Raw genomic sequence first — 12,864 nt, forward strand, 5'->3', positions numbered from 1 at the left:
CGCACAGGCGGCACGGGGCGTTTCAACAACGCCCGCTTAACCCTGTTCTGCAGCAACTCGTTAAGTCTGCCCGTCAACACTCGAACTATCGGGGGCGATGACGGCACGAGCACACAAGGAACTGATGAATGGCGTACCCCAGGGATATTTCGATAGCCGAAGCGATCAAGCGCTATGGCCTGCCGCGCAATCACCGCGTCCACTGGTCGAAGGCGCGCAAGGACGATGTCGTGCGCGCCGTGCGGGAACAGGCGATCAGCTTTCACGAAGCACGCCAACGCTATCTGCTCAGCCGCAGCGAGTTCGAGCAGTGGGAGCGCGATTATGTCGCCTCGGGCGGCGATGCGGCGCGCATGGAGAACGCTTGAGGATTATGCTGGGCCGACCGGGATCAGCACTTCGTTGCGGCGCAGAGGGCCGGGCACCATCGGCGCATCATAAAAGGCGAATTCCGCATCGCCTGCCGGCGCGATGGCCTGCCCGGCCAGCCATCTGCGCAGTTGCGCCTCGCGCTCGGCGAGATCGGCCGCGCCGCCATTGCCGGAAAACCGCACCGCCGCCATCCGCCGCGCGGGCACCTCGGTCAGCGTGATGTCGGCAGGCGCGGGAGGGAGCGTATCGAGCGTGTATTGGGATGGCATCACGAACCGCATCTGCCAGCGTCCCGCCTCTGTTTCCTGTTGGATCACCGGCGCGGTCATCGCGATGCTTTCGCCGCCTGCGGGTCGATCCTGCGCGAAGATATAGGCTGCGAGCCGCCTGAAGCTGGGCCCGCTGGCGCCTCGCCGATCACCGGACGATGTGACCTCGGCCACGACCAGCGGCGGGTAATCGCGCAATTCGAAGTCGCCCTCGGATTTCAGGAGCGCGAAGTCAGGCTCCTCGGTGTTGCGTTTCTGGGCGTACACGGCGGCGGCTCCCGCGGCTACGAGGCCGATCCCTGCGGCAATCCATCGTCCGGCTTTCATGGCTTATCTCCTGATTCAGTCTCGCTGTATCAGCCGATGGCGCAATCAAAGGTTCCCCGCGCCCGCCGCTTCAGCGGGTCGGAGCGTCGAAATCGGCGGGCTTGTTCGCCACCCAAGCAACGAATTTGGCGATGGCCGGGTTATCGCGGATCACGCTGGCATCATCGCCGATGCGCGCTAGTTCGTTGTTGGTGAAGTTGGCGTGGATCGTCTTGTGGCAGATCGGGTGGACAGCCACCTTGATCTTGCCCTTCTTCGCCTTGGGCACCGGGTGGTGCCACTGCACGATATCGCCGAGCGGGCGGTCACACAGCCAGCAGGTTTGGGGGTCGCTCACTTCTTCTCCGCCGCTTTCTTCTTCTTCATCGCGTCGTGGAAGCGGTCGGCCCAGCCCGGTTTCACCAGCTGTTCGGCGCGCACCATCCGCAGCTCGCCCTCTGCCACGTCGCGGCTGACGGTCGATCCCGCCGCAACAATCGCATCCGCGCCGATGCTGACGGGCGCGACCAGTGCCGAGTTCGAGCCGATGAAGGCGCGCTCGCCGATCACGGTCTTGTGCTTGAAATATCCGTCATAATTGCAGGTGATCGTGCCTGCGCCGATATTCGCGCCCGCGCCGATGGTTGCATCGCCAAGATAGGTGAGGTGGCTCGCCTTCGCGCCCTCGCCAAGCACCGCGTTCTTCACCTCGACGAAATTGCCGACGAAGCTGCCTTCACCCAGCACGGTGCCGGGGCGCAGGCGGGCGAAGGGGCCGACCTTGACTCCGCTCGCCAGCTTCGCGCCTTCAATATGGCTGTTGGCGCGGATCAGCACATTGTCGGCAATGGTCACGCCCGGGCCGAAGAACACGTTGGGTTCAATCGTGACGTCGCGCCCCAGCACCGTATCCCAGCTGAAGAACACCGTGTCGGGCGCGATCAGCGTCGCGCCTTCGTCCATCGCCCGGATGCGCCGCGCGGCCTGCCAGCGTGCTTCGGCCCCGGCGAGCTCGGCGCGAGAGTTGATCCCCGCCACCTCGTCCGCGTCGGTCTCGATCACCACCACCTTTTCGCCGCGCGCAATCGCACCCGTCGCAACGTCCGGAAGGTAGTATTCCCCTTGCGCGTTGTCGTCGCCGACCGCTTCGAGCAACGGCCACATATCGTCCGAATGAGCGACGATCAGGCCCGAATTGCACAGATTGCAGGCGCGCTCGGCTTCGGTTGCATCCTTGTATTCGACCATCTTGCTGACCGTGCCATCGGCCTCGGCGATGATCCGGCCATAGGCGAGCGGATCATCAGGGCGGAAGCCGAGCACCGCAACCTTGGCCCCGCCATCCAGCGCGGCGAACAGCCGGCGCACGGTGTCGGCACGCACCATCGGACAATCGCCGAAGCACACCAGCACCAGCCCGCTGAAATCCGTCAGAGCCTCCTTGGCCTGCAGCGCGGCATGGGCAGTGCCGAGCTGCGGTTCCTGCAAGGCCACCGTCACATTGCGCCCCGCCAGCGCGCTGCACAATTGTTCATGCCGGTCGCCCGCCACCACCACCGTCCGCGCCAGCGAGGCTTGTGCAAGGCTGTCGAGCAGGTGATCCAGCATCGCCCGCCCGGCGATAGGATGCAGCACCTTGTGCCTATCGCTCTTCATGCGGGTGCCCTTGCCAGCGGCAAGGATGATGGCGGCAAAGGGATGCGCGGTGGCAGTGGTCGTATCGGTCATGGCGCCTGTCCTTAGGGAAAGCCGCGCTTGCCAGCAATTGCTTGCGGTTTGAAGAACGTTGCTCCACCGCCCCCAATATTCCGGAGGCATGCATGACGACAGATTTCCCCTTCGCTGCGGTCGGGTTCGATCTCGATGGCACCCTGCTCGATACCTTCCGCGATCTGGGCACAGCGGTGAATCACGCGTTGGTGCTGGGCGGGTTTGCCGAGGTGTCGGTGGAAAGCAGCAAGGATCTGATCGGCGGCGGGGCGAAGGTCATGCTGGCCCGCGCTCTGGATGCGCAAGGCGGTCTGCCGGAGGACGAGTTCCGGCGGCTCTACAAGGCGATGCTCGCCTTCTACGCCGATCACAACGCCGTCCACACTGCGCCTTATCCAGGCGTGCGCGAGGCTTTGGCCGAGCTTGGCGGATTGGGCGTGCGCATGGCGGTGGTCACCAACAAGTTCGAAAGCTTTGCCCGCAGCGTGCTGACCCAGGTCGATCTGATCGGCGTGTTCGACGCCGTGATCGGCGGAGACAGCATGGGCAAGGGGGAGGACGGCAAGTTCCTCGCCAAGCCGCACCCTGCCCCTGTTCTGGCAGCGCGCGAGGCCTGCGGGGGCGGGCGCATGGCATTTATCGGCGATTCGTCCTATGACGTGCGCAGCGCGAAAGCAGCGGGCGTTCCGGTGCTTGCGGCAGGTTATGGCTATTGCGACGCGGCCCCGCATGATCTGGGCGCAGATGCGGTGATCGATTCGTTCGAAGAGCTTGTCCCCGCGCTTCATCGGCTTGGTCAAACGTTTGGACAATCCGCCTGACCTTACGGCATCCGCCGCTGACAGTTCGGCTGTTGCAAGGCACGCGCGAAAGTGCCACGCAGCGCCCGCCATTCAGGTTTACGCGGGCGTAAAGCGCGAACAGCGCCGCGCCCCACTCGCAAGACAGGAGAGACACGCATGAGCATCAATTTCAAGGACAAGGTCGCTATCGTCACCGGCGCCGGCGGCGGTTTGGGCAAGGCCTATGCATTGGAACTCGCCAAGCGCGGCGCGAAGGTCGTGGTCAACGACCTCGGCGGATCGCGTGACGGCACCGGCACTTCGGACGCGGCAGCCCAGGTGGTCGAGGAAATCGAACGCGCGGGCGGCGAAGCGGTCGCCAATGGCGGTTCGGTGACCGAATACGACCAGATGGAAAAGATGGTCGCGGATGCCAAGCAGAAGTGGGGCGGCGTCCATGTGCTGATCAACAATGCCGGCGTGCTGCGCGACAAGACCTTCATCAAGATGGACCCGGCCGACTTCGAATTCGTGGTCAAGGTGCACCTCACCGGCAGCGCCTTCGCCACCAAGGCGTGCTGGGAAACCTTCCGCGAACAGGGCTATGGCCGCGTGCTCATGACCGCGTCCTCGACCGGCCTTTTCGGCAATTTCGGTCAGGCAAACTACGGCGCGGCCAAGCTGGGCCTCGCGGGTCTGACCAAGACGTTGCAGCTTGAAGGCGCGAAGTATAATATCCGCGTCAACACGCTGTCGCCGGTCGCGGGCACGCGCATGACCGAAGACTTGTTCCCCGAAGAAGCGTTCAAGCTGTTCGCGCCGGAAAATGTGGTGCCTGCCGCGCTGTTCCTCGTCAGCGAGGATTCGCCCACCAATGCCATCGTCGGCGCGGGTGCAGGCGGTTTCCATTCCTCGTGGACGGTGATGAACGACGCTGTGTGGCTGCCCGAAGGCGAACGCACCGTCGAAGGCTTTGCGGCGCATTGGGAAGAGATCAATTCCTTCACCAACCTCATCGCCCCGCAATCGGGCAGCGAGCAATCGGGCAATATCCTGAAAGCGATGCAGAAGGTCACCGGCACCGGTCCGGGCAGCGCGCGCGGGTAAGCTTTCTTCTATCTACGGAACAAGGCCCGTCCCTCACAAGGGGCGGGCCTTTGCTTTGCTATAGCTAATCCACTGCTTTCAGCAGCCGGCGCTCCATCGGGGCGAGGACATTGGCGAGGTCGTGCCCGCGCTTCAAGACCTGCCCGTGTTCGCCGAACAGCGTCCACATGCCCTGCTTGCCCCGCAGCGCCGGGCGCTTCTCCACGCGCGCCTGCGGGCGTTCAGCGGTGCGGCGGAAGGCCGCGAAGGTGGCGGCGTGCTTGTCGAAATCCATCGCATAGTCGCGCCATTCTCCGGCGGCGACCATCCGGCCATAGAGGTCGAGAATGCGCATCAACTCGGCCCGTTCGAACCCGACCTGCTGCGCGCTCCGGCCCGGAAAGCTCACCACCTGACCGGCGAGGCCGGAAATCTGCCCGCTGTTCTTCAATCTTCGGTTCCGCTTTTCAACGGCGCTTCATCCTCCAACGGCTCGCCGCGGTCGGCCAGCAGCGCCTTCATCGCGGCCACCTCGTCCCTCAGGCTCGCCAATTCGGATTCGAGCTTTTCTACGCAATCGCGGCGCGGCCGGCCTTCGTCGTCGCACGGCGGATCGTCGCAGGGCGTGCCGTAGGGGATGAATTCCTTGATCCATTCCTCCGCTGGCACCAGTGTGGAGCGTGCCTTCAGCCCCACCATGGTCGCGCCTGCAGGCACATCGTCAGTCACCACAGCATTGGCGCCGACGCGCGCGCGTGCGCCGACCACGATCGGGCCGATGATCTGCGCGCCCGAACCGATGATGACATTGTCCTCCAGCGTCGGGTGGCGTTTACCGCCCTTGCCGTTGGTGGGATTGGTGCCGCCCAGCGTCACGCATTGGTAAATCGTGACATCATCGCCGATCTCGGCGGTCTCACCAATCACCGTAAAGCCGTGGTCGATGAACAGGTTGCGGCCAATGGTCGCCCCGGGATGAATGTCGATCGCGGTCAGCAATCGCGACAGATGGTTGACGAAGCGGGCGAGGAAATACAGCCGCGCCTGAAATAGCCAGTGCGCGATGCGGTGAAGGCCGAGGGCCAGCACACCGGGGTAAAGCAATATCTCCCAGCGCGAACGCGGCGCGGGGTCGCGGGCGCGGACCGAGTCCAGATAGCTGATCAGGCGATCGAACATGTTGTCTCAATCCCACCAAACGCCGCGCGATGCAACTCGCGGCGAGGAGCTAGAACAAGCGCTGCTGCTCCGGGCCGTGAAGGGCTTCGAGCGCAGCGCGCCAAATGGACATGGTGGCAGGGCTCTGGCGTTCAAGGCTGATGCGGTCGATTGTCGCCACCAGAGCCTCGATTCCGGCAAAGCTGCGGACCGTGCGGGGCACCAGATATTCGGTCGCATCATCGGGCAAGGTGAGGCCGCGCTGCTCGGCATGGGCAAGGATTAAATCGCCCGCCATCGCATCGTCCGGCGCGCGAAGCGCAAGTTGCAGCGAACCGCCAATGCGCGAGGCAAGATCAGGCAGCACGATGCGCCAGCCGCCATGTTCGTCATCGACATTGGCAACCAGCAACAGCGTCCCCCCTTCGCGCGACCCGCCCTGCTGAACCGCGTTCCACTGGTGAAACAGTTCGGTCTCGTCGGCGGCTTGCGCATTGTCGATCACCTCCAGCCGCTCGGCTCCGGCAAGACCTTGCGCCCAGCGCGCCAGCAACGACTTGCCCGAACGCGGCGGGCCGGTGAGCACAGCGACGTGAAACGGCCAGCGCGCAGAATCCTGCAATGCCTCGATCACCTGCGCATTGGCATTGCCGATGACGATGCGCTGCGCATCGGCCTGCTTGCGCGCGCCCAACGGCAGAGCGATCTGGGACGGGGGATTCCGGCTCATGCGCACGTGCGTCCCGCCGGTCAGCGGCTGATGGCGAGCGCGTTCGCCCCCCGCCGCACCGCGAAGCCGCGCGATTCGAGCGCCGCGGCGAGTTCTTCCAGCGTGCCGGCATAGCTCACGCTCATCACCGAGGTGCCGCCGATTGCGGTGCTGGTCACACCCACCCCGCGCACGCCCGCCGAGCCGCGCACCGCGCCGAGCGCGCCATCGAACGCCGCTGCATCGGGCGTGGCAAACTGCACGACGATGGCGCGCACCGCAGCCTCGCCCTGCTCGGTGCTGGAATCCGGCTGGGTCTCGATCTGCGGGACGTTGCCTGCCGCTGCGGCGGCCGCCTCGGCTGCTGCGCGTTCGCGCACGGCACGGCCGATGTCGATCAAGCGCTGGATTGCCGGGTCGACATCGCCCGAACCGCCCAGCCGCAAGGTCGGATCGGGCCTGAGCTTGCCGCTCGCCAATCCGCCGGTGAAGATCGTGTCCATCCGGTCCACCGCGCGGCCAAGCATCGCGGGCACCTCGTCGGGACCGGCGGCCTCCAGCGTAAAGGTTTCGAGCAAGTGGCTGTCGGGGCCGTACCGCGCAGTGAAAGTACCTTCCACCGGCCCGCCGGGAAATTGGTAGTCGAGCCGGGCGAACGCCATCAGCGTATCGGCAGCGCCGTATTGGTCGAGCGTGCTGCGCCACCATGCGCGGCTATGCCGTCCGGTCTGGCCAAAATTGATCAGCAGCGAATCGCCCCCCGCCCCGCTCGGCCGGACATAGTCGATGCGGCTGGAACCGGGATTGAACTCAGCCCAGGCGCGCTGCCAGGCATTGCGCCGTTCAAAGGCCGTGTAGGTGCCGCCGCTGACCTCGACCGGGATCAGCAGCATCGGCGCCGATCGCACCGCCTGCTGCGCTCCGCCGAGATAACCGCTGGCGCGCTGACGATCGAACACCACGCCGAGTGTGGCGATATACCGCTTCGGCCCCAGCCGCTCGCGCTCGATCACCACGGCCGAAACCAGTTCATCGAGCTGGCTGTCGGAAATTGTCGGGCCCTTTATCTTCTCCCACGCCTTGCGCTGCGCCTCGCGCCAGCCCTTGCTGCGCGCTTCCTCGGCAGAATCGGCGGTGACATCGATGCTGATGCCGCGCACTTCGATGTCGGCGCTGGCGGCGGTGGGCGCGATGCCGCGCTCGCCCGCCACCTGCGCCACAAGCGCATAGCCGCCGCCCAGCAGCGCGAGCGCCAGCGCGATGCCGCCCAGCTGACGGATCAGCGGTCGAACACCAGCGGCGTGGGGGGCGGCACCATGGCCGGGCAAGGAGAGAGATGTGCTCATCGGGGAAAATCGCGCGCCTTTTGCCCAATGCCGAGTGGAATTCCAAGCGCGAAAGGGTAATGACCCATGCATGAGCGGAAAGAACTCTCCCTACACCTATGCCGAGGCAGGTGTTTCGATCGAAGCGGGCAATGCGCTGGTGAAGGCCATCGCCCCGCTGGCCAAGGCCACGGCGCGCCCAGGTGCGACCAGCGAGCTGGGGGGATTCGGCGGATTCTTCGACCCCAAGGCAGCGGGTTACAGCGATCCGCTACTGGTCGCCGCCAATGACGGGGTCGGCACCAAACTGAAGCTCGCCATTGAACATGACCGGCATGACACCGTCGGGATCGATCTGGTTGCGATGTGCGTCAACGACCTGATCGTTCAGGGCGCCGAGCCTTTGTTCTTCCTCGATTATTTCGCCACCGGAAAGCTGGAAAACGGCGTCGCGGAACGCGTGGTCGCCGGGATTGCCCAAGGCTGCAAAATGGCAGGCTGCGCGCTGATCGGAGGCGAGACGGCGGAAATGCCGGGAATGTATGCGGCAGGCGACTATGACCTTGCGGGCTTCTGCGTGGGCGCGGTGGAACGCGGCGAGCAGTTGACGGGCGACAAGGTTGCGCCCGGTGACGTTCTGCTGGGCCTCGCGTCATCCGGGGTACACTCCAACGGCTATTCGCTGGTGCGGCGCTTGGCGGCGGACAAAGGCTGGAAGCTGAACCGCCCCGCCCTGTTCGATCAGGAGCAATTGCTCATCGACGCGCTGATCGCGCCCACGCGCATTTATGTGGCGAGCCTGCTGCCGCTGATCCGCGAAGGCCACATCAACGCGCTGGCCCACATCACCGGCGGCGGGCTGCTCGAAAACATTCCGCGCATCCTGCCCGATGGCGCTCACGCAGTGGTCGATGCCGACCTGTGGCCCCAGCCCCGGCTGATGGCCTTCCTGCAGGCACAGGGGCATATCGAGCCCGAAGAAATGGCGCGCACGTTCAACTGCGGCGTGGGGATGGTGCTGGCCGTGGCGGCGGACAAGGTCGCGGACGTGACCGCGCAGCTTGAAGCGGCGGGTGAATCTGTGTTCCCGGTCGGCCGGATCGATGCGGGTGAAAAAGGGTGCACCGTGCGCGGCAGCGTGGAGACATGGGCGGCGAAAAGCGATTGGAGCGCGACGCACCTTGGCTGAAAAAGCCCGCATCGCAATTCTGATTTCGGGCGCGGGCACCAACATGGCCGCGCTGCTCTATGCCAGCCGCCTTGGCGATTCCGCCTATGAGGTGGTGCTGGTCGCCAGCAACGACCCCGCCGCACCCGGCCTCGCGCTGGCCGAGCTGGAAGGCGTGCCGACCTTCGCCCATGCGCACAAGGGCATGACCCGCGAGGCACATGACGCCGCAATGGAAGCCGCCGTGCTGGAGTCAGGAGCCGATCATATCGTGCTGGCCGGATACATGCGCATCCTGTCGGACGGGTTTGTGCAGCGCTGGCAAGGCCGGATGCTCAACATCCATCCCTCGCTGCTGCCCAAATACAAGGGATTGGATACCTTCGCCCGCGCCATTGCGGCAGGAGACCGCCATGCCGGGGCGAGCGTGCATCTGGTCACGCCCGACCTCGATTCGGGCGAAGTGCTGGCGCAGGTCCGCGTCGCCATCGCACCCGGTGACACGCCCGCCAGCCTCGCCGAGCGGGTGCGGTTCGCCGAACACCAGATCTACTCGCGTGCGGTGGCCGAATATGTGTCGCGCTGGCGCAATCCGGGGTGGTTGCTCGAACGGCTGCGCGAACGTGCGCTGGCTCTGCCTGAGACGTCCGAACAGGAAAGCTTCGGCTCGGTCGGTTTCCGCGTCGGTGAGGGCAAGTCCGGCAAGTATTTCGCCTATTTCTCCGACCGCCCCCACGGTCACGAACGGATCGCGCTGCTGGTGAAGACAAGCGGGATGGACGAGCTTCATGCACTGGTCGAGGACCAGCCGGAGACCTATTTCAAACCCGCCTTCTACGGCGCGAACGGCTGGGTGGGACTGGTGCTCGACCGGCCCGATCTGGACTGGGCCGATGTCGATGCATGGCTGCAGCGCAGCTGGCGGACGGTCGCGCCCAAGCGACTGACGCGCTTCATGGATGTGGCGGACGAATTCTGATGGCACCGGTCCGCGATCACCTGCTGGCGCGCGGGGCGCTGGCGCAGCGGGCCAATGATTTTCTCGGCAAGGCATGGCAGCGCGGCTGGCTTCCGCCGCCCGACCTTGATCCTGAGGCGCTGTGGACGCTCGCGGCCAAGTCACATGGCACACAGGCCGAGGCCGCAGAGCATGGCGGCAGAAGCGCCGAGGACGTCGCCGATTTCCGGGATCGGCTGGCACGAATGGTCGCGGCGGTGGAGGCTGAGGCAGATCTCAACCCATTGGGCAGGGCGATGGCTTGGGGGCAATTGTCGCGCGTCGTGAAGAACCGCCTCGCTTTCGGCGCGCTGTGGCTGCAACGGCCCGAACTGCTCGGCACCGTGCTTGCCCCGCCGATCATTGTCATCGGTCACATGCGAAGCGGCACCACCCGCATTCACAAGCTATTGGCCGCCGATCCGGCGCATTCGCACACCCGCTATTGCGATGCCTACCACCCTGTTCCGGGGCGCTTCGGCATGAACCGGGTCGTCAGCGCGCTGGAGCTGGCGATGCTCGGCGCGCTCAATCCGTGGATGCAGTCGATCCATCCGATGGCGCCCGGCGAGGTTGAGGAGGAGCTGGCGTGGATCTCGGCTGCGTTGCACCATTCGATCTACGAATCGCAGTGGCATATTCCGACCTATTCAGCCTGGAGCGAGGGCCGCGATCCCGCCCCGATCTACCGCGAAATGGCGCGCATTTTGCGCACCGATGCCGCAACGCGCGCAGTAGCGGACAGGCCGCGGGTGATGAAGGTGCCTGCTTTCTCCGAAGACCTCACCACCCTGCTCGGCCTGTTCCCCGATGCGCGGCTGGTGATTGCCCACCGCGACCATGATGCGGTGTTGCGCAGCGCGGTATCGCTCGCCGCGAACCAGATGGCGATGCAGTCCGACACCTGCGACATTGCCGCGATCGAAGCGCGCTGGCGGCACAAGATTGCACTGCGGGAGGCGCGGATGGCAGAGGCGCTGGCTGAATGGAAAGGCCCAGTGGCGCAGCTGCATTTCGATGAACTGGGCACAGATTGGCAAGGCGCGATCCGGCGCTGCTACGCCGATCTGGGCCTCACCCTGACGCCGCAGGCAATGGCGGCGATGCGCAAGCTGATGGCAGCGGGCGAAAACGGACAACACCGCGCGCATTCGGATCAACTCGCCCGCTTTGCCGAGGCAGGATAAACGAAAAAGGGCCGCCCCAAACGGGACGGCCCTTTGCGTTTCAGCCGGTCTGAAAAGATCAGCCGACGATTTCGTCGTCGTTGAAGAAGAACGCGATTTCGATCGCGGCGTTTTCTTCCGAATCCGAACCGTGGACGGTGTTCTCGCCGATCGACAGCGCCAGTTCCTTGCGGATCGTGCCGGGTTCGGCGTTTTCGGGATTGGTCGCGCCCATGATATCGCGGTTGCGGGTCACAGCGTCTTCACCTTCGAGCACCTGCACCACCACTGGCTCGCTCATCATGAAATCGACCAGCTCGCCGAAGAACGGGCGTTCGCGGTGCACGCCGTAGAAGCCTTCGGCCTGTTCGCGGGTCATGTGGATACGCTTGCTGGCGACGACGCGCAGGCCGGCATCTTCCAGCATCTTGGTGACCGCGCCGGTCAGGTTGCGGCGGGTGGCATCGGGCTTGATAATCGAAAAGGTGCGGGTAACCGCCATGATGTAAGCTCCTGTGAACGTCTTTTTATGGGAAATCTTGGCCGCGCCCGTAGATGCTGCGCTGCAAAATGGCAAGCGCCGCAAAGCGCGATTCCGCGCGTTGAGCGATGTTGCCATTCAGTCCCGTGGGATGCGTTCAGCCCGTCTTGCTGCCGATGATCAACTGGCCAGTGGTGGCATCGCCTTCGCCGGGTGTGGCGGTGACCGACAGGGTGGACCCGTCCGCCTTGCGCTCGCCCCCGATCATCAGGCTGCCGTTCATGTTGGCATCGATCTGGATGGCGAACCCGGCATCCTCGGCTTGCTGACGGAAATGAGCCATCACCTTGTCGGCGGCGGCTTCGGTCTCGAACATCACCATCGTGCCCTTGCCATCCGGCTGATCGACGACGGTGTTGGTGATGACCTTCGCGCCGGGATAGAGGCTGAAGCCGTCAGGCAGATCGGCCGGCACGTCGGCGCCGGATCGCAAGGTGGCGGTGCCGTCCTTGCCTCTGATCGTCATCGAGGTTTCGCCGCTGTCCCCGTCGATGGTGTATTCGGCGTTGCCGTCCTCGGTCGTGAATTCGCCCGAAGTTTCCGAACCGCAGGCCACAAGCACCAGCATCGCGCCGCCCGCCATTGCCTTTGCCATACCCATTGCCAGTTTGCGCATCTTCCTGTTCCCCCAAATCCGGTCCAGCGCGCCAGCATCACCGATTGCCGCGCTATCGGCAAGTGCTCATGCCTTCTTCACCCAGCGCCCGCTTTCCTGCGCAAAATAGGCGCGTTCAATATCCTCGCGGCCATCGTGTGCGCGCCATGCCGCACGCGCCGCAGGAGCGGCCTCCGGCTTGAACAACAGAAACACACGGGCAAACCCTTCGCTATCCCGGAACACGCCATCGGCAAAGATCAGGTGGGTGGCGCCATTGGCCGGGGTCGGATCGTCCGACAGGAGGATCGGCTGGCGCTCGGCTCCGGCTGCGTCCGCTTCTCCATTGGCGAGGAAACTATCCGGCCCGGCCTGCCACAATTCGCGGGCGATCGCCGCACGCTGATCGGCCTCGGCCGCCACCACCAGCACCCGTGCGCCTTCGCCCAGCACACGGCTGGCAATCAGGGCGACGACTTTTTCGACCGGATCATCGGTGACCTGCCAAAAATCGAATTTCATGCGGCCCCCTTCCCGCGCCTGCACCGATCGGAACAATACTTCACATTGTCCCAATCGCGCTCCCACTTTTTGCGCCATGCAAAAGGCAGCCCGCAGGCGAGGCAGGTCTTTGTCGGCAGATCGGATTTGCGCCTCATTTTTGGCATGAGGCGCGCTCC

General features: G+C 64.9%; 17 protein-coding genes. 6 read left to right on the top strand and 11 right to left on the bottom strand.

What is annotated here, in order from left to right; genetic code table 11:
• The first annotated feature begins 128 nt into the window (after positions 1-128).
• On the top strand, positions 129-368 hold the full coding sequence (locus tag J3454_RS12115; protein ID WP_349514038.1) for a DUF1153 domain-containing protein: 240 nt from the start codon (positions 129-131) through the stop codon (positions 366-368).
• A 3-nt stretch (positions 369-371) separates the two neighbouring features.
• Here J3454_RS12115 and J3454_RS12120 read toward each other — a convergent pair whose 3' ends face one another.
• The 3 genes from J3454_RS12120 to glmU all read right to left on the bottom strand — a co-directional run bounded on the left by J3454_RS12120 (position 372) and on the right by glmU (position 2,675).
• Positions 372-968 (bottom strand): SOUL family heme-binding protein, encoded by a 597-nt coding sequence (locus J3454_RS12120; protein ID WP_349514039.1) that lies wholly within the window; start codon positions 966-968, stop codon positions 372-374.
• A 70-nt stretch (positions 969-1,038) separates the two neighbouring features.
• Complete coding sequence (locus J3454_RS12125; RefSeq protein WP_349514040.1) at positions 1,039-1,305, bottom strand: HNH endonuclease; 267 nt, start codon at positions 1,303-1,305, stop codon at positions 1,039-1,041.
• A complete protein-coding gene (gene glmU, locus J3454_RS12130; RefSeq protein ID WP_349514041.1) occupies positions 1,302-2,675 on the bottom strand; it encodes a bifunctional UDP-N-acetylglucosamine diphosphorylase/glucosamine-1-phosphate N-acetyltransferase GlmU in 1,374 nt (457 codons plus the stop codon). The genes J3454_RS12125 and glmU overlap by 4 nt, the downstream gene beginning before the upstream one ends.
• Before the next feature lie 92 nt (positions 2,676-2,767).
• On the opposite strand from glmU, the gene J3454_RS12135 reads away from it, so the two are divergent.
• Together J3454_RS12135 and J3454_RS12140 are read left to right on the top strand one after the other, a co-directional pair.
• Entirely contained in the window at positions 2,768-3,478 is a 711-nt protein-coding gene (locus J3454_RS12135; RefSeq protein WP_349514042.1) for an HAD hydrolase-like protein, read from the top strand.
• 138 nt (positions 3,479-3,616) lie between these two features.
• The gene (locus tag J3454_RS12140; RefSeq protein WP_349514043.1) at positions 3,617-4,546 is read left to right on the top strand and encodes an SDR family NAD(P)-dependent oxidoreductase; all 930 of its coding nucleotides are present in this window, start codon (positions 3,617-3,619) and stop codon (positions 4,544-4,546) included.
• Between the two features lie 64 nt (positions 4,547-4,610).
• Here the strand turns inward: J3454_RS12140 and J3454_RS12145 are convergent, their stop codons facing one another.
• Genes J3454_RS12145 through J3454_RS12160 form a run of 4 tightly spaced genes read right to left on the bottom strand, consistent with a single transcriptional unit; the run spans position 4,611 to position 7,738 of the window.
• The gene (locus J3454_RS12145) at positions 4,611-4,976 is read right to left on the bottom strand and encodes a DUF2794 domain-containing protein (RefSeq protein WP_349514044.1); all 366 of its coding nucleotides are present in this window, start codon (positions 4,974-4,976) and stop codon (positions 4,611-4,613) included.
• Positions 4,973-5,704, bottom strand: coding sequence for a serine O-acetyltransferase EpsC (epsC, locus tag J3454_RS12150; protein ID WP_349514045.1), 732 nt, complete (start codon positions 5,702-5,704; stop codon positions 4,973-4,975). The genes J3454_RS12145 and epsC overlap by 4 nt, the downstream gene beginning before the upstream one ends.
• Positions 5,705-5,753: 49 nt before the next feature.
• The gene (locus tag J3454_RS12155; protein ID WP_349514046.1) at positions 5,754-6,413 is read right to left on the bottom strand and encodes an HdaA/DnaA family protein; all 660 of its coding nucleotides are present in this window, start codon (positions 6,411-6,413) and stop codon (positions 5,754-5,756) included.
• A 20-nt stretch (positions 6,414-6,433) separates the two neighbouring features.
• Entirely contained in the window at positions 6,434-7,738 is a 1,305-nt protein-coding gene (locus tag J3454_RS12160) for a heavy-metal-associated domain-containing protein (protein ID WP_349514047.1), read from the bottom strand.
• A 70-nt stretch (positions 7,739-7,808) separates the two neighbouring features.
• Here J3454_RS12160 and purM point away from each other — a divergent pair, with 70 nt between their 5' ends.
• Genes purM through J3454_RS12175 form a run of 3 tightly spaced genes read left to right on the top strand, consistent with a single transcriptional unit; the run spans position 7,809 to position 11,069 of the window.
• A complete protein-coding gene (gene purM, locus J3454_RS12165; protein WP_349514048.1) occupies positions 7,809-8,906 on the top strand; it encodes a phosphoribosylformylglycinamidine cyclo-ligase in 1,098 nt (365 codons plus the stop codon).
• Entirely contained in the window at positions 8,899-9,864 is a 966-nt protein-coding gene (purN, locus tag J3454_RS12170) for a phosphoribosylglycinamide formyltransferase (RefSeq protein ID WP_349514049.1), read from the top strand. Before purM ends, purN begins: the two co-directional genes overlap by 8 nt.
• Positions 9,864-11,069, top strand: a complete 1,206-nt coding sequence (locus tag J3454_RS12175; RefSeq protein ID WP_349514050.1) for a sulfotransferase family protein — start codon at positions 9,864-9,866, stop codon at positions 11,067-11,069. The genes purN and J3454_RS12175 overlap by 1 nt, the downstream gene beginning before the upstream one ends.
• Positions 11,070-11,127: 58 nt before the next feature.
• Here the strand turns inward: J3454_RS12175 and ndk are convergent, their stop codons facing one another.
• The 4 genes from ndk to J3454_RS12195 form a co-directional block, all read right to left on the bottom strand.
• Positions 11,128-11,550 carry a nucleoside-diphosphate kinase gene (gene ndk / locus J3454_RS12180; RefSeq protein ID WP_296720395.1) on the bottom strand — a complete coding sequence of 141 codons (423 nt, stop codon included), beginning with the start codon at positions 11,548-11,550 and terminating at the stop codon, positions 11,128-11,130.
• A 136-nt stretch (positions 11,551-11,686) separates the two neighbouring features.
• Positions 11,687-12,205, bottom strand: a complete 519-nt coding sequence (locus J3454_RS12185; protein WP_349514051.1) for a hypothetical protein — start codon at positions 12,203-12,205, stop codon at positions 11,687-11,689.
• 66 nt (positions 12,206-12,271) lie between these two features.
• Complete coding sequence (locus J3454_RS12190) at positions 12,272-12,706, bottom strand: DNA polymerase III subunit chi (RefSeq protein WP_349514052.1); 435 nt, start codon at positions 12,704-12,706, stop codon at positions 12,272-12,274.
• Complete coding sequence (locus J3454_RS12195) at positions 12,703-12,852, bottom strand: DUF2256 domain-containing protein (RefSeq protein ID WP_349514053.1); 150 nt, start codon at positions 12,850-12,852, stop codon at positions 12,703-12,705. The genes J3454_RS12190 and J3454_RS12195 overlap by 4 nt, the downstream gene beginning before the upstream one ends.
• Between the last annotated feature and the right edge of the window lie 12 nt (positions 12,853-12,864).

The sequence above is a fragment of the Erythrobacter sp. NFXS35 genome (assembly GCF_040148725.1).
Lineage (GTDB): Bacteria > Pseudomonadota > Alphaproteobacteria > Sphingomonadales > Sphingomonadaceae > Erythrobacter.